At 65.6% G+C, this 21,669-nt stretch carries 17 protein-coding genes and 2 tRNA genes; 5 read left to right on the top strand and 14 right to left on the bottom strand.

What is annotated here, in order from left to right; genetic code table 11:
• Positions 1 to 156 precede the first annotated feature (156 nt).
• The 6 genes from ACIQF4_RS00500 to ACIQF4_RS00475 form a co-directional block, all read right to left on the bottom strand.
• Complete coding sequence (locus ACIQF4_RS00500) at positions 157 to 1,098, bottom strand: aldo/keto reductase family oxidoreductase (RefSeq protein ID WP_400516269.1); 942 nt, start codon at positions 1,096 to 1,098, stop codon at positions 157 to 159.
• Between the two features lie 34 nt (positions 1,099 to 1,132).
• Positions 1,133 to 2,845, bottom strand: coding sequence for an alpha-amylase family glycosyl hydrolase (locus ACIQF4_RS00495; RefSeq protein WP_400516268.1), 1,713 nt, complete (start codon positions 2,843 to 2,845; stop codon positions 1,133 to 1,135).
• A 101-nt stretch (positions 2,846 to 2,946) separates the two neighbouring features.
• Positions 2,947 to 4,626: a glycoside hydrolase family 13 protein gene (locus ACIQF4_RS00490; RefSeq protein ID WP_400516303.1), complete on the bottom strand. Its 1,680-nt coding sequence runs from the start codon at positions 4,624 to 4,626 to the stop codon at positions 2,947 to 2,949.
• A 56-nt stretch (positions 4,627 to 4,682) separates the two neighbouring features.
• Positions 4,683 to 5,594, bottom strand: a complete 912-nt coding sequence (locus ACIQF4_RS00485) for a carbohydrate ABC transporter permease (protein WP_400516267.1) — start codon at positions 5,592 to 5,594, stop codon at positions 4,683 to 4,685.
• A complete protein-coding gene (locus ACIQF4_RS00480) occupies positions 5,594 to 6,505 on the bottom strand; it encodes a carbohydrate ABC transporter permease (protein WP_400516266.1) in 912 nt (303 codons plus the stop codon). The genes ACIQF4_RS00485 and ACIQF4_RS00480 overlap by 1 nt, the downstream gene beginning before the upstream one ends.
• A gap of 23 nt (positions 6,506 to 6,528) precedes the next feature.
• A complete protein-coding gene (locus tag ACIQF4_RS00475) occupies positions 6,529 to 7,800 on the bottom strand; it encodes an extracellular solute-binding protein (protein ID WP_350006095.1) in 1,272 nt (423 codons plus the stop codon).
• A 225-nt stretch (positions 7,801 to 8,025) separates the two neighbouring features.
• Here ACIQF4_RS00475 and ACIQF4_RS00470 point away from each other — a divergent pair, with 225 nt between their 5' ends.
• On the top strand, positions 8,026 to 9,252 hold the full coding sequence (locus ACIQF4_RS00470) for an ROK family protein (protein WP_400516265.1): 1,227 nt from the start codon (positions 8,026 to 8,028) through the stop codon (positions 9,250 to 9,252).
• Positions 9,253 to 9,264: 12 nt separating this feature from the next.
• Here ACIQF4_RS00470 and ACIQF4_RS00465 read toward each other — a convergent pair whose 3' ends face one another.
• The 7 genes from ACIQF4_RS00465 to ACIQF4_RS00435 form a co-directional block, all read right to left on the bottom strand.
• Complete coding sequence (locus ACIQF4_RS00465) at positions 9,265 to 9,921, bottom strand: SDR family oxidoreductase (RefSeq protein WP_400516264.1); 657 nt, start codon at positions 9,919 to 9,921, stop codon at positions 9,265 to 9,267.
• Between the two features lie 63 nt (positions 9,922 to 9,984).
• Positions 9,985 to 10,542: a dihydrofolate reductase family protein gene (locus ACIQF4_RS00460; RefSeq protein ID WP_400516263.1), complete on the bottom strand. Its 558-nt coding sequence runs from the start codon at positions 10,540 to 10,542 to the stop codon at positions 9,985 to 9,987.
• Positions 10,543 to 10,571: 29 nt separating this feature from the next.
• Positions 10,572 to 11,894 carry a YjiH family protein gene (locus tag ACIQF4_RS00455; RefSeq protein ID WP_400516262.1) on the bottom strand — a complete coding sequence of 441 codons (1,323 nt, stop codon included), beginning with the start codon at positions 11,892 to 11,894 and terminating at the stop codon, positions 10,572 to 10,574.
• A gap of 238 nt (positions 11,895 to 12,132) precedes the next feature.
• A tRNA-Met gene (locus tag ACIQF4_RS00450) sits at positions 12,133 to 12,206 on the bottom strand.
• A gap of 61 nt (positions 12,207 to 12,267) precedes the next feature.
• Positions 12,268 to 12,339: transfer RNA gene (locus ACIQF4_RS00445), tRNA-Thr, on the bottom strand.
• Positions 12,340 to 12,773: 434 nt separating this feature from the next.
• On the bottom strand, positions 12,774 to 14,906 hold the full coding sequence (locus tag ACIQF4_RS00440) for a DEAD/DEAH box helicase (RefSeq protein WP_350005935.1): 2,133 nt from the start codon (positions 14,904 to 14,906) through the stop codon (positions 12,774 to 12,776).
• Positions 14,907 to 15,310: 404 nt separating this feature from the next.
• Positions 15,311 to 15,967 carry an MOSC domain-containing protein gene (locus tag ACIQF4_RS00435; protein WP_400516261.1) on the bottom strand — a complete coding sequence of 219 codons (657 nt, stop codon included), beginning with the start codon at positions 15,965 to 15,967 and terminating at the stop codon, positions 15,311 to 15,313.
• 180 nt (positions 15,968 to 16,147) lie between these two features.
• Between ACIQF4_RS00435 and ACIQF4_RS00430 the strand changes: the two genes are divergently transcribed.
• The 4 genes from ACIQF4_RS00430 to ACIQF4_RS00415 are packed head-to-tail and all read left to right on the top strand — an operon-like array spanning position 16,148 to position 20,758.
• Positions 16,148 to 16,777: a Tat pathway signal protein gene (locus ACIQF4_RS00430; RefSeq protein ID WP_400516260.1), complete on the top strand. Its 630-nt coding sequence runs from the start codon at positions 16,148 to 16,150 to the stop codon at positions 16,775 to 16,777.
• A gap of 2 nt (positions 16,778 to 16,779) precedes the next feature.
• The gene (locus tag ACIQF4_RS00425; RefSeq protein WP_400516259.1) at positions 16,780 to 17,991 is read left to right on the top strand and encodes a glutathionylspermidine synthase family protein; all 1,212 of its coding nucleotides are present in this window, start codon (positions 16,780 to 16,782) and stop codon (positions 17,989 to 17,991) included.
• 13 nt (positions 17,992 to 18,004) lie between these two features.
• The gene (locus ACIQF4_RS00420; protein WP_400516258.1) at positions 18,005 to 19,543 is read left to right on the top strand and encodes an APC family permease; all 1,539 of its coding nucleotides are present in this window, start codon (positions 18,005 to 18,007) and stop codon (positions 19,541 to 19,543) included.
• Positions 19,544 to 19,552: 9 nt separating this feature from the next.
• Positions 19,553 to 20,758, top strand: coding sequence for an acyl-CoA dehydrogenase family protein (locus ACIQF4_RS00415; protein ID WP_400516257.1), 1,206 nt, complete (start codon positions 19,553 to 19,555; stop codon positions 20,756 to 20,758).
• 99 nt (positions 20,759 to 20,857) lie between these two features.
• On the opposite strand, the gene ACIQF4_RS00410 is transcribed toward ACIQF4_RS00415, so the two are convergent.
• Complete coding sequence (locus ACIQF4_RS00410) at positions 20,858 to 21,625, bottom strand: SDR family oxidoreductase (protein WP_400516256.1); 768 nt, start codon at positions 21,623 to 21,625, stop codon at positions 20,858 to 20,860.
• Positions 21,626 to 21,669 lie beyond the last annotated feature (44 nt).

The raw sequence follows: 21,669 nt of genomic DNA, 5'->3' as shown, positions 1-21,669 counted from the left end.
TATCCGCCCCGCAACCCGGACGCCGAAGAAAATGGCCTGCTTGTGGGGATCAATACGAACTAAACCCCATATGACCGGACTTGCCGGAAAGCAAGTAGCAGCAGGTGCCGTTTTGGGGGCCCAAAACGACACCTGCTGCTACCTGGTTGGGGCGGGTCAGGGGATGTTGCTGCCCCGCGCCGTGACCCAGAGTTTGTACCAGTCGGCCCGGGTCATGGTGCCGGCCACGCGGGCGGCGTCGGCACAGGCACGGATCCGTTCCGGGTTGACCGTCCCGATTACCGGCGCGATGCCTGCCGGGTGCTTCATCAGCCAGCCCAGCAGGACGGACTCCCCGGAGCTGCCGTACTCCCCCGCCAGCCGGGCCACGAGCTCGGCGGTGGCGGCATCGGCCGATGCCGGGCCTTCCGGCTCCGCCCCCGTATACAGGCCGCGCGCCAGCGAGCCGTAGGCTTGCAGCGTGATGGAGTTGCGCACGCAGTACTCAAGCGTGCCGTGCGGAAAGCTGTAGTCCAGGTGCTCGGCGTGGTTGACCAGCACCTGGCTCTCCAGCCACGCCCGCTTGAGCAGGCTCATCTCCAGCTGATTGGCAACAACCGGGGTTTCCAGCCGGTCCTGCAGCGCCTCGATCTGCGCCCCGGACATATTGGACACACCCAGCTGCCTGACTTTGCCTTCCGCCATCAGCTGCCCGACGGCGGCGGCCACCTCCGCCGGGTCCGCCAGCGGGTCCGGCCGGTGCAGCAGCAGGATGTCAACATAGTCCGTCCGCAGCCGCTTCAGGCTTCCGTTGACCCTCTCCAGGATGGCCTCGCGGCTGAGGTCGTAGTGCGTCTGCAGCCCGCGTTCGTTGAGCCGGATGCCGCATTTGGTCTGGAGCCTGATGCGGTCCCGCAGCCCCGGCTGAGCGGCCAGGACCTCACCAAAGACTGCCTCAGACTTGCCGCTGCGGTAGATGTCCGCGTGGTCGAACAGGGTGATCCCGGCATCCAGCGCTGCCTCGACGGCGGCGGCGGCCTGGTCCACATGTTCCGTTCCATGCGGCTCGTCAGACCAGCTGCCGCCCAGGCCCATGCACCCGTAAATAAGTTCCTGCATCAAGCTGGCCGCCCTTCCGGGACGCGTGCAGGCATCAGCGCAGCCATGCGGTGGTGCCGCCGGGCAGTTTGCCGTCTTCCAGCGGTGCGCTGCTGGCCAGGACGGTCCCCGCGGGGAGTTCGACGGCGGTGTCCCCGAAGTTGGTCACGGACTGCCAGCCGCCGGGGCGGCGGAAGTGCAGGACCTCCGGGTTGGCGTTCTCCACCCATTCCAGGTCCTCATCCGCCTGCAGCTCGTGTCGCAGCTTCAGGGCGGTGCGGTACAGCTCCAGGGTGGAGCCTTCGGTGCCGTCCTGCGCCTCCACGGCGTACTTGCTGAACCAGTCCGGCTGCGGCAGGTGCGCCCCGCCGTCGCCGAAGCCGAAGGAGGTGCCTTCCACCTTCCAGGGCAAGGGCACGCGGCAGCCGTCGCGGCCGATTTCCACTCCCCTGTTCCGGAAGAAGGAGGGGTCCTGGCGTTCGGATTCGGGGATCTCCGCCACTTCCTGCAGGCCCAGTTCCTCACCCTGGTAAAGGTAGGCAGACCCCGGCACTGCCAGCATCAGCAGGGTTGCCGCGCGGGCACGGCGTTCACCCAGCTCCACGTCCAGCTGGTCCTTGGGGCCGCCGGCAAGCAGCCAGTCCTTGCCGTCCTGGCCCTTGGCGCCTGCCTTGGTCTTGGAAACCTGCGGCAGCCCGTAGCGGGTGGCGTGCCGGACGACGTCGTGGTTGGAGAACACCCAGGTGGAAGAGGCCCCGGTGGCGGCGGCCTCAGCCAGGTTGCGGGTGATGATCTCGCGGAACTCGTCGGCGTCAAAATCTGCCTGCAGCAGGTCGAAGTTGAAGGCCTGGCCGAGCCCCTGCGGACTGGCGTAGCGGGCCCGGCGGGTGGCGTGCACCCAGGCTTCGGCCACGGCGGTCCGTGGCGGGTTGTACTCGTTGAAGACCTCACGCCACTCGGCGTACACCTCGTGGACCTCGTCGCGGTCCCAGAACGGGTGCGTGCCGTCGTCGAACCCGTCCACGCCGGTGTTGGCAGCGCTCAGTTCCAGCTTGGACAGCAGCGGTTCGGTGAGGTCCTTGGTGAGGGCGTGGGCCACGTCCACCCGGAAGCCGTCCACGCCGCGGTCTGACCAGAACCGCAGGGTCTTGAGGAAGTCGTCGCGGACCTCGCGGTTGGACCAGTTCAGGTCCGGCTGCTCCTTGGCGAAGATGTGCATGTACCACTGGCCGGGGGTGCCGTCCGGTTCGGTGATGCGCTCCCAGGCGGGCCCGCCGAACACGGAGTCCCAGTCCGACGGCGGGAACTCGCCGTTTGGGCCCTTGCCGTCACGGAAGATGTAGCGGTCCCGGGCGGGTGAGCCCTTGGGCGAGGCGAGTGCTTCCTTGAACCATTCGTGGCGGTTGGAGGAGTGGTTGGGGACGATGTCCGCGATGAGCTTGATGCCGGCCCCGTGCAGCGCTTTGGCCATCTCGTCGAAGTCGTCCAGGGTGCCCAGCTTGGGATCGACGTCGCGGTAGTCATCGACGTCGTAGCCGCCGTCGGCGAGCGCCGACGGGTAGAAGGGGCTCAGCCACACGGCGTCGATACCCAGTGCCTTCAGGTACGGCACCTTCGAGGTGATGCCCTTCAGGTCGCCAATGCCGTCGCCGTTGGAGTCGGCAAAACTGCGCGGGTAGATCTGGTAGACGGCGGCCTGGCGCCACCAGTTCGGATCGGACAGTGGGTCGGACTCGGACAGGGTTGCCAAGGTGGCGGTGTTGCTCACAACACTCCTTTATTTAGGATCTAAATTTTCTTCCGACCAGTATGCTCCGGCCGGGCGCGGAAGGTCAACAGCAGCGCTTCAGGCGTCGTGTGGACGCCGCCTCAGGCCTTCAGCCAGGCGGTTGTTTCTCCCGGGAGCTTGCCGCCTGTGATCCCGCCGCTGGAGATCAGGACCCTGCCGGCAGGAAGTTCGACGGCGGCGGGACCGAAGTTGGCGACGACGTGCCAGCCTCCCGGGCGCACGAAGTGCAGCACCTGTTCGTCTTCGCTGCCGCTCCATTCCAGGGTTTCGGCGCCTTGGAGTTCGTGGCGCAGCGCCAGGGCCTGCCGGTAGAAGTTCAGGGTTGAGGTGTTGCTGCCTTCCTGGCTGCTGGCTGCGTACTCTGCGAACCAGTCCGGCTGGGGCAGGTGGGCGCCGTTGGCACCGAAGCCGAAGGATGGTCCCAAGGGCTCCCAGGGCAGGGGCACGCGGCAGCCGTCCCGGCCCAGTCCGTCGTACTCCGCCCCCCGGAAGAATGACGGGTCCTGGCGCCGGTCAGCGGGGATTTCCGCCACCTCGTGCAGCCCCAGTTCCTCGCCCTGGTAGAGGTACGCGGAGCCGGGAAGGGCGAGCATGAGCAACGTGGCGGCCTTGGCGCGGCGGAGGCCGCCTTCCACGTCCAGCGCCTCGCGGGGGCCGCCCGCTTTGACCCAGTCCACCCCCGGCTTTCCAGGCCTGCCGTTGAGCGGTTCAAGACCGTAGCGTGTGGCGTGGCGGGTGACGTCGTGGTTGGAAAAGACCCAGGTGGTGGTGGAGCCGGTGAGGCGGGCCTGTTCGAGGTTGTCCGTGATGATGGTGCGGAACTGGGAAGCGTTGAAGTCGGCCAGGAGCAGGTCGAAGCTGAAAGCCTGGCCCAGCCCCTCAGGGGAGGCGTACTTGGCCCGCCGGGCTGCGGTCTCCACCCAGGCCTCCGCCACGGCAAACCGCGGCGGGTTGTATTCATTGAAGACCTTGCGCCACTCCGCGTAGATCTCGTGGACTTCATCGCGGTCCATGAGCGGGTGCGTCCCCGCGGTGCGGTCCATGGCGTCCAGTTCCTGCTTGCTGGGAAGCTCGGCGGGGAGGTCCTTGACCAGAAGGTTGGCCACGTCCACGCGGAAGCCGTCCACGCCACGGTCAGCCCAGAAGCGCAACGTCGTGAGGAAGTCCGCACGGACCTCCGGGTTGTCCCAGTTCCAATCCGGCTGTTCGGGAGTGAAGGTGTGGAGGTACCACTGGCCGTCGTCCACCCGGGACCAGGCCGGGCCGCCGAAAGCGGCCGTCCAGTCCGACGGCGGCAGTTCGCCGTGCTCACGCTTCCCGTCCCTGAAGTGGTAACGTTCCCGGGCCGGTGACCCCTTGCCGGCGGCCAGGGCCTCCTGGAACCAGGCGTGCCGGTTGGAGGAGTGGTTCGGGACAATGTCCACGATCACCTTGATGCCTGCCGCATGCAGGGCCGCGGCCATTGCATCGAAATCTGCCAGGCTGCCGATCTTGGGGTCGACGTCGCGGTAGTCGTCGACGTCGTAGCCGCCGTCAGCCAGTGCGGACGGATAAAACGGGCTCAGCCACACGGCGTCGATCCCCAGGCTCTTCAGGTACGGCACCTTCGCGGTAATGCCCTTGAGGTCCCCGATACCGTCGCCGTTCGAGTCGGCGAAGCTGCGTGGGTAAATCTGGTAAACAGCGGCCTGGCGCCACCAGTTGGTGGCGTCCGTGGGTCCGTTGTCGGCGTGGTGCGTCTGGCTGGCGAGGATGGACAAGCGGTTTCCCCTTTCCGGGGTGCTGGAGTTGTTGATGGCGTGCATGCCGGCTGTCCTCAGCCTTTGACGGCACCCTGCGTGACGCCGGCCATGACCCACCGCTGGGTAAAGAGGTAAGCCACGATAGCCGGTGCCATGGCCATCAGATAGGACGCAAAGGACACGTGGTAGTTGTTGCTGAATTGGGTCTGGAACAGGTTCTGCCGCACTGGCAGGGTTTGCAGTGCCGGATCGGAGATGATCAGCGACGGCATCATGAAGTCATTCCAGGCGTAGAGGAAGGCAAAAATGCCGACCGTGGCGCTCATCGGCGCCAGCAGGGGAAAGATCAGTTTCCAGAACGTTTGCCAGGTGCTGGCGCCGTCAATACGTGCGCTCTCTTCGAGTTCCATGGGGATCGACCGCAGGAACGCGGTGAACAGCAGCACGCTGAAGCTCAACTGGAACATGGTGGCCAGCAGGATCACGCCCAGCGGGTTGTCCAGGCCCAGGCGGCCGGTCATTTGGATTTGCGGCAGCGCTACCACCGGGAAAGGAATGAACATTGCAGCGAGCAGGTAGTAGAAGGAGTACCGGAACAACCTTCGTTCCCAGTTGCGCACAATCGCATACGAGGCAAAGGCGGCCAGCACGATCGTTGCCACCACGGTGCCCGCCGTGACCAGCAGCGACATTGCTGCGCCGACGGGGAAGTTCGTCAGCGTCCACGCCTGGACGAAGCCGTCGATGCTGAACGGGGCCGGGAACGAGAACGCATTGCCGTCCACGGCCTGCCCCTGGGTTTTGAAGGCCATGGACACCGTCACGTAGAGCGGAAGCAGGACCGTGACAGCGCAGAGGACCAGGATGGTGGTACCCGGCCAGTTCACCCGCTCGACCTTCAGGCCCGGGCGTCGCCGTCCGTTTCCGGCAGGGGTTGATTCGGCGTGGTGGAGTTCCTCGGCGGTGAGGGTTGATGGAGTGGTCATTAGAGTGTGTTCCGTCCGCGAGTCAGCGACAGCTGCAGGAGAGAGATGAGGACAGCGACGACAAAGAAGATCGTCGCGTTGGCCATCTGGTAGGCGTAATCGCCACCGTTGAAGCCGGCGATGACGGTCATCGCAATGCTTCTTGTTGAGGTTCCCGGGCCGCCGTTCGTGAGTCCAACGATGATGTCGTAAGCGTTGAGGAAGCCCTTGAATCCGAGAATGATGTTGATCACCACGTAGCCGGCCACAAGCGGAGCGGTGATCTTCAGGAGCTGCTGGAACTTGCTCGCGCCATCGATCTCCGCAGCCTCGTACACGTCCCCCGGGATCGAGACGAGGCCGGCGATGTAGATCAGCAGCGCCCCGGGCACCGCCTGCCAGGCGGTAACCACCACGATGGCGATCCATGCAAGGTCAGGGTTTGCCAGGAGGCTCGTTTCCAGCCAGGAGATGCCTGCCGCCGCACCCGCGGCGGGCAGCGAGTTGGAAAACAGGAAGTTGAAGACATAGGCGATGATGATGCCGGAGACCACCATGGGGATGACGAAGATGGTCCGCAGCGCTGTCTTCATGCGGATCTGCGAAGTGAGCCCCACCGCCAGGAGGAAGGCGATGACGTTCACCACCAGCACGGTGACGATGGAGAAGCCGAAGGTGAACAGGTAGCTCTGCAGAATGGCCGGATCGCTGAAAATTGCTATGTAGTTCGTCAGGCCGGCGAACTCCCAGTCGCCGATTCCGATGGAGTCCGTGAAGCTGAAGAAGATGCCAACAAGGCCGGGGACCGTGATCGCCAGGGTAAAGAGAACGAGGCTGGGCAAGAGGAAAAGGTAGAAGATCGGTTCGACCCGCCGCCTGCGGCGGCTTTCGGGGCGGGCCTGCCCCCGTCTGGTTGCTGTGGTGGTGGACATGTGTCTGGCTCCCTTGTTCTGCGCTACTGGCGGTACGCCAGCCGCGCCCAGTCTGCGTCGAGTGTGCGGAAGGTGGCTGCAGGATCTGCGCCCAACACGAGCGCCTGGGTGTAATTCATGATCGGGATGGTGCGCGGCACCAGCACCGACGGACCTTGGTACACATCGCCGTTTTCGTAGTACTCCACCATGCCCTCGATTCGCGGGTCCGGAGCCGCGGCGGCATCGATGGTGGGCGTGAAGCCCAGCTGCGACTTGTTGTACTCTTCAATGATTTCCGGCCGGTAGAGATACTCGAGGAAGTCGCGCGCTGCGTCCTTGTGCTTGGATTCCTCCGGAATCCACGCCGCGAGATCGACATTGACCCGCACGCTCAGGTCATCGGGGTTCTCCGTCACCGGCAGCGGAAAGGTTCCCAGCTGAAGATTGGGAGCGGTCTTCGCGATCTCGCTGAATGCCCACGGGCCCTGCAGGTACATGGCCGCCTTGCCCTGGGAAAAAGCGAGGTTGCCGTCGCCATAGCCCCTGCTGGCGGCGTCTTTGTTGACATAGCTGCCCGCCAGCTTCAGCATCTTTTCGACGGGCTGTTCAAAGTCCTTTTGAAACGACACCGTCGAGTCCGGTCCCACATCCGTGCCCGCCTCGGCAAGTTTGCCAAAGAAGTCGATGGTGTCCACCTGGCCGCCCACGGAGTAGTCAAACCACCCCTGGGCAACCGTCCAGTCGTCCTTCCAAGTGGCATAGAACGGCGTCACACCGGCGGCCTTGAGGGCCTCACACGCTGCGAGCAGCTCGCTCCAGGTCTTGGGCACCTCGATACCGTGGGCGGCGAAGATCTCTTTGTTGTAGATCACCGAGGACGCCATCACTGAGTACGGCAGGGCGCTGGTCCGGCCTGGATAAGAGCCGTACTGATCCATCAGCGGCTGCAGGTCCTTCCGGATGCGGGTGGCGGCCTGCGTTCCGGACAGGTCGCTCAACGCACCGCGCTGCACAAACCTTGCCGTTTCCATGTTGTAGTTCGCCAGGGCGATGTCCGGCGGATTGCCCCGCACAAAACTCGCTGAGACGACGTCGACGCCGGAGGTATCCAGGACGACCTCCGTGCTGTCCTGCGAGGCGTTGTAATCGGCCACCAGTTTCGTCATGAAGCCGATGGCCTCCCGCTTGCTGAACGTGAAGCGGATCGTCTCCTTGCCGGAGTCTCCCGTGCAGCCTGAGAGGAGGCCTGCAAGCAAGGCCAGGCATAGCCCCAGCACTGCTGTGCGTGGTGTGCGAGTCAGTTTCAAAGACACCCTCGTCCTTTCGTGGTGCGGCAGAACGCCGCATGATCACGGCGGGGACGGCTGATGCGTCACCGCGAGTTGATATAAGAGGTAAATTTAGCTCCTATCGTTAGTATGGCGGGCGGACCGCGCAGAGGTCAAGGACTGCGGAATAGTTTCCTCGGCTATATTTATGACCTAAATTTAGAATCACCTGCGGATACATCCTGTAGCAGGCCGAAGTGGGAGCGCGCGATGATGACTGATACTGCACCGTCAACACAGTTGGTGCGGCGGGTCAACGCGAGTGCGATGCTCAAGGCAATGCGCGGGGCCGGCATCATGACGGGCACGGACCTCATGGCGGCCACCGGGCTCTCCCGGGCCACGGTCATCTCGATTTGCGATGAGCTTGTCCGGCTCGGATGGCTCCAGGAACTGGAAAACCAGCGGGGCGCCGAGGGATATGTCAAAGGCAGGCCGGCGCGCAGGTTCGTTTTTGACGACCGCGCGGCCAGCGTTCTCGGCATCGACATCGGGGCCAACAAAATCACGACCATCGTCGCCGACATGGCGGGCAAGGCCCTCTCCAGGGTGACCACGCCCTTCCGCGCCTACAACGTGCCCGCTGATGAGCGCGCCGACGTGCTGGACCGCATCGCCGCGGAGGCCCTGGAGAAGGCGGCGGTGTCCGCGGACTCTGTGCTGGCTGTATCCGTGGGGGTCGCCGCACCGGTAAGCCGCGACGGCGAAGTCCTCACCGTCCAGGAATTCTGGAAGTCTTTTGATGTCCGCCGGCTGGTGTCCGAGCGGCACGGCTGGCACGTGCTGCTGGAGAACGATGCCAATCTTGCCGCGCTGGCTGAACGCTGGCGGGGCATGGCCCAGGGCGTCGACAACCTCGTCGTTATGCTTGCCGGGGACCGTCTTGGCGCCGGCATCCTGGAATCCGGCCGCCTGCTGCACGGGCAGCTTGGCGGCTTCGGCGAGCTGGGCTACCTGGGCAATGTCGAAGGGGTCGGCGACACCCTCGGCATCGCGCACTACGTAGCGCTGTGGGGCCAGGAAGCGCTCGCCGGCGGCGCCAAAACGCAGCTCGACAAGCTCTGCGGCGGCGCAGCGGAACGCCTCACGGCCGAAATGGTGTTTGCCGCGGCCGCGAACGGTGACCAGGCCGCCCAGCACGTCCTCAACCGGGTGGCACACCGCATGGCCCGTGTGATCGGTTCCGTGAGCACGCTGGTAAACCCTGAACTCGTCGTCCTCGCGGGAGCCGTCGCAGCCTCTGCGCGCACCCTCATCCCCGCCATCGAAGAGCAGCTGCCGAACTTTACCTTCACTCCGCCGCGTGTGGCGGCCTCCTCCCTTGGCGACGGCATCGTTTCCATCGGAGCCATCCGCCTCGCCCTGGATTACGTCGAAGAGCACGCACTGGACCTGTATCCCGCTTCGTTCCCGAAACCCGCCCAGCCCGTTACCTAGAAGAGCCTCACGTTACGCGGGCGGCTGCAGGGCGGCGGCGATAGGCAGGCTGCCGTCACAGAACTCAATGGTCCTGCCCGCGGTCTCCGGCATTTCCAGGACGGCCACGGCCACGCTTGCGGTGTTGCTGCGGGAGGTTTCGCGGCTGCCCTCCGGGGAGGGGTCGACGTCGATCAGGCCGCTCCCCGGCTTGTCCGTCAAGGCTCCGGGGCCCAGGATGGTCCACGCGAGGCCCGTGGTGCGCAGGTAGTCGTCGGCGGCGGCCTTCGCTTCGGCATACGCAAAGAAGCTGTTGCTTTCCGGCACGCCATGGTTCCTGCGGGCTCCCAGGTAGGAGACCATCACGTAGCGCCCCACGCCGGCCTCCGCTGCGGCATCCATCGACCTGATGGCAGCATCGCGGTCCACCGCGTAGGTCCGCTCCGGGTCCCCGCCGCCTGCGCCTGCGGACCAGACCAGGGCGTCGTGTCCCTTCAGCGCAGCGGCGATCTCCGCCGTCGTCGCGTTCTCCACATCGAGGACCGACGGCGTTGCGCCGGTTTCCGCAACGTCGCCGGCATGGTCCGGGTTGCGGATGAACGAGGTGACGCCGTGTCCCTCGTCCGTGAGGAGGCTGGACAGGTGCAGGGCCACTTTTCCGTGGCCGCCAATGATTGCGATTCGGGTCATGGCCCTATTCTGCTCCCCCGGCCCGCCGATGCCACGCCACCGGCGCGTCGGCGGCTGCCCGTCCTAGCCGGCAATGCGGTAGCGCAGGTACATGACACCGTTTCCGAACCGGCGCTCCTCCACGAGTTCGAGCCGGAGGTTCAGGCCGTCCGGCAGGAAACGCAGGCCGCCTCCCACGGCCACCGGGTTGAGGAAGATCCGGCATTCGTCCACCAGCCCGGCCCGGAGCGCGGCGGCGGCCAGGGTGGCACCGCCAATACCGATACTGCTGTTGGTGTCCGCTTTCAGTTCCCTGACGGCCGCGGGATCGAAGGAGCGCCGGAGCGCCGTCCGCGGAGTCGGCGGGAGCTGCAGGGTTTCCGAGAAAACAATCTTGTCCGCCGCCCGCCAAATCCGGCCGTAGTCCTGGATCACGGGCGGATCGTCCGGCCCTCCCAGCGTTTCCCACACGGACATGACGCCGTACATGCGCCGCCCCAGAAGGTAGGTCCCGGCGTCGCGCTCCAGGTCGTTGACGAAGGCGTGCACTTCCTCATCGGGCGCACTCCAGTCGAAGTTCCCGCTGCTGTCCGCAAGGTAGCCGTCCAGGGAGGTGATGCCGGTGTAGATGAGGTCAGCCATGCGCCCATTCTGCCTCCCCGGCCGGGTTTTTAGGAGGGAAACAGCAGGAACGCCATGGGCGTCACGAGGACCAACGTCAGGACCACGCGCTGGAACCAGATGACCACCAGCTTCCAGACCGGAATGGGGATGTCGGTGGCCATGATGCAGGGCACCAGCGCGGAGAAGAAGATGATCCCGGATACGGACACAACAGCCACAACGAACTTGACCACCGGGGCTGCCTCCGCTGCAAGGAGCGCGGGAAGGAACATCTCCGCAACACCAACGGCGCTGGCTTTGGCCACCAGCATGGGTTCGGGCAGCTGCAGCGCCCAGGTGAAGGGGTAGAAGAGGAAGCCGAGCCAGTCGAACACGGGAGTGTAGGTGGCAAGGACCAGTCCCAGCAGGCCGATGGAAAGGATGGACGGGAGAATGGCCATGGCCATCAGGACGCCGTCCCGGACGTTGGTCCACACGTTCACTGCCAGCGAGGGCGCTGCTTCCACAGTCTGCCGGGCCTCACGCCAGGCGACGGCGAGCCTGCGGCCGGTAACGTCCTCCTCCGGCTGTGGCACGGCCTCGGGGTGGTACTCGTCCGGGATGCTGTTCAAGGGCCAGATCCGGACGGTGATGGCGGTGACAACGAACGTGACCAGGAAGGTGATCCAGAAGTAGGCGGTCCACTGGCCCATCAGGTCCAGGGTTTTGGCCACGATCACCATGAACGTGGCGGACACGGTCGAAAACCCGGTGGCAATGATGGCCGACTCACGGGCGGTGTACTTGCCTTCCTTGTAGACGCGGTTGGTGATGAGCAGGCCAAGGGAGTAGCTGCCCACGAAGGAGGCGACGGCGTCGATCGCGGACCGGCCGGGAGTTCGCCAGATGGGGCGCATGACGCGCTGGACCATGACTCCGATGAATTCCAGCAGGCCGTAGCTGACCAGGAGCGCCAGGAACACCGCGCCAATGGGGACAAGCAGCCCCACGGGAATGACGAGCTTTTCGAACAGGAACGGCCCCATGCCCGGTTCAAACAGCCATGCGGGACCTACCTTGAAGACCATCATGAAGCCCACCACCATCCCCACGACTTTCAGCAGGGAGAAGACCACCTCAACCGCGGACCTTTTCCAGGTGCCCGCGACGAAGGGGTACCCGGCACCGGCAATAATCACGGCCAGAGCATAGAAGGGCAGGAGCGGACCGATGTTCGCCTGGAGGAACGAGACGATGTGGTCCAGCATGATGGTGTTTTTGCCCACTATCGTTACCGGCACGAAGAACATGAATGCACCGATGCCGCTGTAAACAAACAACTTCCACATGTGGCGCGACGCTGTGCGCGGGGCTTGCGAGGTGATGGCCAAGGTCTGTCTCCTGACTGCGGCCGGTCCGTGCGGGCCGGCGTTTTGTGAACAGATCCATCGCACCGTGAATCACGGGCAGGAACAATGGACTGCACGCCACAGCAGTCTCGGATAAGAGACTCGGGGTGGATGCTGCCTGGGGGCGCCATCCTGTAATCGAGCGCGCCGGCTTGCCTGGACCCAGGAAGTTAAAGCAAAAGACCCCCGGAATCACAGGGATTTCCGGGGGCTTAGCCTGTAGCGGTGGGGAGGCTCGATCTCCCGACCTCACGATTATGAGTCGTGCGCTCTAACCAACTGAGCTACACCGCCACGAATGAGAAAAACCTGTGTCAAGCCGGTCAAAACCGCCTTGACACAGGCCCTCATCCAGAGCCCCCCACCGGAATCGATCCGGTGACCTCGTTCTTACCAAGAACGCGCTCTACCACTGAGCTAGGGGGGCAACGAGTAAATACTCTACCGGAAGATTTACCCACCAACAAATCGGCGTCCAGGCAGGCGTGGAGGGGCTGGAACAGGCCTCCGACAGGCGCCCTACCAGCCCGAAAAGGCCGGAAAATCAAGGAAAATGAAACCCCTTAAGCCCTTAAGGGCGCCCCGGGCCAGGGCCTTTCCAGAGGACCCGCGCCAAGGATGTGTCGATCCCCACACTCCCCGTCGAGTTTTTGTCCAGATATGCAGGCTTCGAGGCACCTGAAGTCTGCATATCTAGACAAAAACTCACAGGACGGAGCAGGCAGGGGGGGCGGGCCGGAGGTTCCAGAGACTCCCCCGCCGCCGGCCGCCGTCGGACGTTCACTGAAAGCACGCCTTAAACGCCGGTGGGCCGGCTCGAAAGCCGGCCCACCAGGGGAACGTGTCAGCTAGCTGACGGGTTTACCACTTGCCCTTGCGGTTGAAGTCCCGCTGGCCGCCCTCGTTGCCGTGGCGGGGCTTGCGGGAGCCGTCTCCGTGGCCGCCGAAGCGGGAGTCGCTGGCCTGGCCGCGGTTGGCACCGCTGTCGGCGCTGAAGGAACGCTCGCTGTAGGAGCGGCCGCCGCGGTCAGCGGAGGAGCGCTCGCCGTCGTTCTTGCGGAATTCCTTCTTGAACCCGCCGTTGCCCTTGAAGTTGCCTCCCCGGTCACCGCCGCGGTTGCCCTGGTAGGAGCCGCGGTCGCCGGACGGCTTGCGGCCGTTGTCCAGCTCGAGGTGGATCAGCTCGCCGCCGATCCGGGTGCGGGACAGGGCGCGCAGCTGCTCGGGGCTCAGGTCCGCCGGGAGCTCCACCAGGGAGTGGTCCGAACGGATGTCGATGCCGCCGATCTGGGCCGAGGAAATACCGCCCTCGTTGGCAATGGCACCCACGATGGAACCCGGCATGACGCGCTGGCGGCGTCCGACTGCGATCCGGTAGGTAGCGTTGCCCTCGGTGAGCGCACGGGTGGGGCCACGGGAGCCGAAGCCGTCCTTGGAGCGCTCGCGCTTCTGGAACTCGGGAGCTGCAGGCAGTTCCTTCACCAGCAGCGGCTGCCCGCCCTGCGCCATCACGGCAAGGGCTGCGGCGATCTCCGCCGCCGGCACGTTGTGCTCTTCCTCGTAGGAGGCGATCAGGTCGCGGAACGGGGCAACGTCCTCGGAGGCCAGGGTCTCGGTGATCTTCTCGGCGAACTTGCCCAGGCGCAGCGTGTTTACGGTCTCGGCCGTGGGCAGGTGCATCTGCTCCACCGGCTGGCGGGTGGCCTTCTCGATGGAACGCAGCAGGTACTTCTCGCGCGGCGTCATGAACAGGATGGCGTCGCCCGAGCGGCCTGCACGGCCGGTGCGGCCGATGCGGTGCACGTAGGACTCGGTGTCGTGCGGGATGTCGTAGTTGATGACGTGGCTGATGCGCTCCACGTCAAGGCCACGGGCCGCGACGTCGGTGGCCACGAGGATGTCGATGCGGCCTTCCTTCAGCGCGTCCACAGTGCGCTCACGCTGCTGCTGCGGGATGTCACCGTTGATGGCGGCGGCCTGGAAGCCGCGGGACTTCAGCTTGTCAGCCAGGTCCTCGGTGGCCATCTTGGTGCGCACGAAGGCAATGACGCCGTCGAACTCTTCAACCTCGAGGATGCGGGTCATGGCATCGAGCTTGTGCGGGCCCATGACCTGCAGGTACCGCTGGCGGGTGTTGGCGCCGGTGGTGGTCTTGGACTTGACGGAGATCTCGGCCGGGTTGTTCAGGTACTGCTTGGACATGCGGCGGATCTGGCTCGGCATGGTGGCGGAGAAAAGCGCGACCTGGCGGTCCGACGGGGTCTGCTGGAAGATCTGCTCCACGTCTTCGGCGAAGCCCATGCGCAGCATCTCGTCGGCCTCGTCCAGCACCAGGTACTGGAGCTCGGACAGGTCCAGGGAACCCTTGGAGATGTGGTCGATCACGCGGCCGGGGGTACCGACGACAACCTGGGCTCCGCGGCGCAGGCCGGCGAGCTGGGGGCCGTAAGCGGAGCCGCCGTAGACGGGCAGGACCGTGAAGTCGTCGATGTGCTTGGCGTACGAGGTGAAGGCCTCGGCAACCTGGAGTGCCAGCTCGCGGGTGGGAGCCAGAACCAGGGCCTGGGTCTTGCGGGAGGGGCCATTGAGGTCGTGGAGCTCGGCCAGGCGGGACAATGCCGGTACTGCGAATGCTGCAGTCTTACCGGTGCCGGTCTGGGCGAGGCCCACGACGTCGCGGCCTTCGAGCAGCAGCGGGATGGTTGCTGCCTGGATGGGGGAAGGCTTTTCATAGCCGACATCCTGCAGGGCGGCGAGGACGCGGCCGTCGATGCCGAGATCGGCGAACTTGATGCCTTCTTCTTCGTCTTCCTCAGCCTTGGCGGCGGGAGCGGCAGGCGCTTCCTCAGCCGTGGTGGCGGGCGCTTCGTCGGCCTTGGCTTCAGGAGCTTCGGCGGGTGCCGGTGCGGCCTCGGCTGCGGGGGCAGCGGGCTCGGTGAACTCGATGCTGGCAGTTGCTGCTTCAGCGTTGGCGTCGTTGTGATTTTCGGGCATAGGGAAGTATTCCTCATCCATAGGGGGCCAGGCGGCACTACCCGAGGTGAGCGGAGCCGCAGTACGTGTGCCGTGGGTGCCGGGCAAACATTGACCGGCCGGTCACAGAAGTCCGGCGCTTTCGCAATCCCGTGGCAGGACTTCCCGCTGCATCTCTTGGCTGCTATCCCAGCAGTCTGTACAGCGTTTTCTTTAGCCGGCTCTCCCTATGAAAATGCCCGCATCGCTTGTGCGGGCCCCAACACTTGCCAGTCCTGCCTCAAAAATTGGGCAGGAATAAGGGATTTCCGGAGTGGGGGATGTTTCAAGTGTAAGGTACGCACCTGCCGCAGCGGAAATTGAACGTACGACGACGGCGGTGAGCTTGCGCACACCACTCCCCTTCCAGCCGCTTCAGCCTGCAGCTACCGGCCCAGTTGCCGTTCCAGCGCCTCGAACTTCTGCTTGAACTCGGGCTGCTGCAGGCGGATCTCGCCGTCGGCGTCCGCGTCCCGCAACGCCTCCATCGACTCCCGGTCCGGTTCGCTGAACCACCTGCCCACGGTAACGCCGTGCGTCGGAACGTAGATCCGGTGGATATGGTCCCCGGCCTGGACGCTGCCGGTTTTGATGACGCGCAGGTACGTGCCCACGCGGCCCTCCGCCGTGAACCTCTTGACGAAGTGCGGCTCCCGCATCCGGCGCTGGAAGGTGGCGCAGGGCGTACGCGGCGAGGTGACTTCGACTTCCAGGTTGAGGCCGATCTTCCACCGCTCGCCAATCACCGCTTCCGTGGCGTCGATGCCGGCCACCCTGAGGTTCTCGCCAAAGATTCCCGGCGGCAGGTCCCGCTGCAGCTCGCCGGCCCAGTACTCCGCGTCCTCCTGCGAATAGGCGTACAGGGCCTGGTCCGGACCGCCGTGGTGCACCCGGTTCGCCTGGATGTCGCCCTGGAGTCCCAGGCGGTGAACCTTGACAGGGCCCTCTGCCGGCCGTTTGTCGATGGCAGTCACGCCCACGTTGGACGCGTCCGGCAGGAGCTGGTGGACGCGGCAGACGGCAACAACGGAGGCGGTTTCCATGGCACCAGTGTAGGGGCCGCGATCCCCTGCAGGCGGCCGCTGCGGGCATGGGGACTTCTCCCCGTTCCCGATCCCCTGCGGTACTCGCAGCCGGCCCTGCCAGGCACTACGCTGAGTTCAGGATTGCAATTGGGGGTGCAGCGCTGTGCCCAATTCACGTGGACTACTGAAGGGGACGCCATGGACCCGAACCAAGACCCGGATAACGGGCGGGCAAGCGGCAACCGGCCAGGCGGTGACGGCACTGCCGGGGACACCGGCCGGAACGCCGGCGGCGGGGCCGGCGCCAAGCCCCCTCCCTGGCAGGTGCCCAAACCGGAGCTGCGCCCTGAACTCCTCAACGAGCCCGTCACCCCGGTGGACCCGTTTGCCCGCGACCGGGAGAGGCAGCTCAACGAGGCGGCGGCCAAGAAGAAACGCTCGCAGCGGCGCACCGTGGTGGTGGGCCTCGGTGTGACGGCGCTGCTCGCCGGCACCATCACGGCCGTGGTGGCCAGCAACCAGGATGACCCCGAGTACGCCCAGGTGTGCTTCAACGACGAAACCGGCGAGCGCGTGGAGGACACCAAGTGCAACAGTTCCGCCGGCCGTAGCGGCGGCATCTACGCCTGGTACTTCTTCTCCCGCGGCGCATTCGTCCCCGCCGTAGGGCAGAACCGCTCAACGGCACCCACCTACACCAAGACCGTGCCCAGCGGGGCAGAAGCCTCCACCGGGTACAGCACCAAGGGCGGCACCGTCAGCCGCGGCGGCTTCGGTACCACCGCGAAGAGCGGCACAAGCGGCGGCGGCAGCAAAGTGGGGGGCTGAGCGTGAAGCGGCTGTTGTCTGAGCCCAGGCCCGACTGGAAGCAGAAAATCCAGGAACAGGGCCTGGTCTTTTCCACCACCACCATGGACGACGGGCGGCGGATCGAGTACTGGAACGAGTCCGCGTACTACGAATTCACCGCTGACGAGGTGGAGGTTCTCGAGCTGGCAGCCGAGGACATGCACCGGATGTGCCTGGAAGCGGCCAAGTTTCTTGCCACCGGCGCCATGGGAGACATTGGCATCGGTCCGCAGGCTTTGGAGCTCGCCGCGGAGTCCCTGCAGGCCGGGGACGTGGAGGTCTACGGCCGCTTCGACTTCATCTATGACGGGCAGGGCGGTCCCGCCAAGATGCTCGAATACAACGCGGACACCCCCACCGGACTCATCGAGGCGGCCGTGGCGCAGTGGTTCTGGCTGCAGGACGTCTTCCCGGAAAAGGACCAGTGGAACGGAATCCATGAGGCCCTGATCCGGCAGTGGAAAAAGGTGCAGTACCGCACCGGCATGAGCACCCTTCACGTGGCGCACTCGGAGGTGGAGGAATCCGGCGAGGACTGGATGACGGCCGCGTACATGCGGGATGTGGCGGGCCAGGCAGGCTGGACCACCATCGGCATCAACATGTCGGACATAGGTTGGGACCCCAACCTCAACCGGTTTGTGGACCTGGACAACTTCATGATCAGCACCATCTTCAAGCTCTACCCCTGGGAGCTGATGATGAAGGAACCCTTCGGGCACCGGCTCCTGGAACGCGCCCACAATCCGCGCTGGGTTGAACCGGCCTGGAAAATGCTCCTCTCCAACAAGGCGCTCCTCGCCGCACTCTGGCACCTGTACCCGCAGCATCCCAACCTGCTGCCGGCCTACCTCAACGAGCCGGGCCCCCTCAAGGAGTGGGTGGCCAAGCCGCTGCACGGCCGCGAGGGCGACAACATTAAGATCCACGCCCAGGGAATCAGCCTGGAGCAGCCCGGCGGGTACGGCCGCGAGGGCTGGTGCTACCAGCAGTACCAGGAACTGCCCGACTTCGACGGCAACCATCCCGTCCTGGGCCTGTGGGTGGTGGACGGTGAGTCTGTCGGCTGCGGCATCCGGGAATCGGACGGTCCGGTGACGGACTACTTCTGCCGGTTTGTGCCCAACACTATTGACGCGCCGGCGCCGCTCTCGGCTGAGGCCTCCTCCAACAAAGCAGGTATTGCACTATGAACCCGGTGACAGCATGAGCACAGGAACCACGACGACGGGCGGCCCGGGCGGCGCGCCGGGCACCACCGTCCCGGCCAAGGGGCTCCGGGCCGGGATCCTGGACCTCGGAGACTCCGTGATGCTGGGGCTGGCCTCCACTGCGCCGGTGTATTCGCTGGCTGCGACCCTGGGCCTCATTGTGGCCGTGAACGGGAACTACACTCCCCTGATCCTGCTGCTCGGCTTCATCCCCGTGCTGTTCATCGCGTACGCGTTCCGCGAGCTGAACAGCGCCATTCCGGACTGCGGCACCACCTTCACCTGGTCCCGCCGGGCGTTCGGGCCCTGGGCGGGCTGGCTGGGAGGCTGGGGCGTGGCGCTCGCCGGCATCGTGGTGCTCGCCAACCTGGCGCAGGTGGCGGGCCAGTACCTGTGGCTCCTGGCGGGCGACGGCTCCCTGGCGGAAAACAAGGCAGTGGTCACAGCCACCGGCGTGCTGTTCATCGCCGTCATGACGCTGGTCAACTACCGGGGCATCCGGTTGGGTGAACACGTCCAGCGGGTGCTGACGTACGTGCAGTACATCGCCCTGGGCGTCTTTGCCTTGGCGATCGTGGTGCGGATCGTTGCCGGTGCTGCCGCCGGAGACACAACCATCCAGGCTTTCTCCTTTGAGTGGTTCAACCCGGCGGGTGCTTTTGCGGACCCCGGGGCCGTGGTGCACGGCGTGCTCCTGGCACTCTTCATTTACTGGGGCTGGGACACGTGCCTGGCAGTTAATGAGGAAACCGAGAATCCTTCAACCACTCCCGGCCGCGGCGCGGTGATCTCCGCCTTCATCCTGGTGGCCATCTACGTCTCCGTGGCGCTGCTGGTGATGATGTATGCCACCGTGGGCACGGAAGGCATCGGCCTGGGCAACGAGGCCAACCAGGACGACGTCTTCCTGGCCATGCGGGACGTGGTGCTGGGCCCCTGGGGCTGGCTGATCGTCGTCGCGGTCCTCGCGTCCGTCCTGTCCTCCACCCAGACCACCATCCTCCCCACGGCACGCGGCACCCTGTCCATGGGCGTCCACGGCGCCCTGCCGCCGAAGTTCGGGGAGGTGCACCCGAAGAACCAGACCCCCGGGTTCTCCACCCAGGTCATGGGCGCGGCCGCAATCGCCTATTACGTGGCCATGAGTTTCCTGAGCGAGAACCTGCTCTCCGATTCCATCAGCGCCATCAGCCTGTTCATCGCCTTCTACTACGCACTCACCGGCTTCGCGTGCTTCTGGTTCTTCCGCGGCACCCTGCGGGATTCGGCACGCAACCTGTGGTTCCGGGGCATCCTGCCGCTCGTGGGCGCCCTCCTGCTGACAGCCGCCTTCTTCATCTCGGCGGTGCAGATGTGGGACCCGGCCTACGGCGACACCCAGATCTTTGGGATCGGCGGGGCATTTGTCAGCGGCGTGCTGCTGCTGGCCCTGGGTGTGGTGCTGGCTGTGGTTTGCCGGTTCCTGCCGGCAACCTCCGGTTACTTCACCGGCCGGCAGCCTGCGCACCCGGCAGCCCCGGGAACGTCCAGCTAGGGTTCTCCCATGACCAACGCGCCTGTTACACCGGCTGAATTCCCGGCCGACCCTTCCGACATCCTGGCCTTGGACAGCCTCCTGGGCGCGGAGGAACTGAGGATCCGGCAGCGGGTCCGCGATTTCACTGACCAGCGGATCAAACCGGACATTGCGCGGTGGTACGACCAAGCTGTCTTTCCCCTGGAGCTCGCGCAGGAACTGGGTGAGCTGGGGGTGCTCGGAATGCACCTGGAGGGCTACGGCTGCCCCGGCCGCACCGCCGTCGAATATGGCCTGGCTGCAATGGAACTTGAGGCCGGCGATTCCGGGATCCGCACGTTTGTTTCGGTGCAGGGCTCGCTGGCCATGACCGCCATCCACAAGTGGGGCTCCGAGGACCAGAAGCAGGAGTGGCTGCCCCGGATGGCGGCCGGTGAAGTCATTGGCTGTTTCGCCCTGACCGAGCCGACTGCAGGGTCCGACCCCGCGGCCATGACCACCTTTGCCCGCCGCGACGGCCCAGGAGATGACGCCGGCTGGGTGCTCAACGGTGCCAAGCGCTGGATTGGCCTCGCTTCGGCGGCCGGGGTGATGGTGGTGTGGGCCATGACCGACGACGGCGTGCACGGCTTCCTGGTGCCGGCGGGAACGCCCGGCGTCACTGCCGTCCCCATCACGCAGAAGCTGTCGATGCGGGCGTCCATCCAGTGCGATGTGGTGTTCGACGACGTCCGGCTGGGACCTGAGGCGCTGTTGCCGGCGGCGCGTGGCCTGCGCGGCCCGTTTACCTGCCTGAACGAGGCCCGGTACGGCATTGCGTGGGGGGCCATGGGCGCAGCCCGGGATTCGTACCAGGCGGCGTTGGCCTACTCGCAGGAGCGGCTGCAGTTCGGCAAACCGCTGGCCGGATACCAGCTGACCCAGGAGAAGCTGGTCAACATGCTCGTGGAAATCCAGAAAGGCACGCTCCTGGTGCTGCACCTGGGACGGCTCAAGGACGCCGGCAGGCTGCGGCCGGAACAGATTTCCCTGGGCAAGCTGAACAACGTTCGCGAGGCCATCGCCGTGGCCCGGGAGGCACGCTCCATTCTCGGCGGAAACGGCATCACCCTGGACTACTCCCCGCTGCGCCATGCCGCCAACCTGGAATCGGTACGCACCTATGAGGGCACCGACGAAGTCCACACCCTGGTCCTTGGCCAGCACATCACCGGCATCAACGCGTTCCGCTGACCCTGGCTTCCCCTCCCAACTGGGTAGCAGTTGATGTCGTTTTGGCGGCTCATAACAGCATCTGCTGCTATCTAGTTGGGCTGGGGGCGCTGAGGTGGGCTACGCCGAGAAGCCGCCGTCGGACTTGATGAGCTGGCCGGAGACCCAGCGGCCTGCGGGCGAGAGCAGGAACGCCACAGTCCCGGCGACATCGGCCGGTGTTCCCAGCCGGCCGGTAGGCTGTTGGGCCGTCAGCGCTTCCCGGATTTCATCGTCCATCCAGCCCGTGTCCACCGGGCCCGGGTTCAGTACGTTCGCCGAGATGCCCTGCGGTCCGAGCTCCCGCGCGGCGGCAATCACGATCCTGTCCAGCGCGCCCTTCGAGGCGCCATAAGGAAGGTTGAACGCTGTGTGGTCACTGGTCAGCGCAACGATTGCGCCGCCGTCGTCCGTTGCCTGCCGCGCGAACGCGGCAATCAGCTGCCAGCTGGCCCGCGTATTCACGGCAAAGTGCCGCTCAAAGGATTCCACGCTGGTGTCCAGGATGCCCGAGTCCACAGACTCGGCATGGCTCAGGACCAGGCCCTGCAGCGGGCCGCCCAGCCGCATGGACTCCGCCACCAGCTGGCCGGGCACGGCGGGGTCCTGCAGGTCCGCGGACAGCACGTGGACCTGGGCGCCGATGGCCTCGAGCTCGGCAGTAAGGCGTACGACGTCGTCCGGTTCAGTCCCCCACGGCATCCGGGCGTCGTAGTCCTGCCAGTAGGCCAGCACCAGGTCCCAGCCCTCGGCGGCCAGTTGCCGGGCAATGCCGGCGCCGATCGAGGCCAGCCTGCCGGCGCCTGTGATGAGGGCGACGGGGCGGACGGCTGCTTGGGGAGATTCCATGGGGTCAGCCTAGTAGCGCAGGCACCCCTGCCGCGAAACCGCCG

The sequence above is a fragment of the Pseudarthrobacter sp. NPDC092202 genome, assembly GCF_044755505.1.
Taxonomy (GTDB): Bacteria; Actinomycetota; Actinomycetes; order Actinomycetales; family Micrococcaceae; genus Arthrobacter.
The sequence above is the reverse complement of the archived record's forward strand: the minus strand, read 5'-3'. Positions and strand labels throughout refer to the sequence as shown.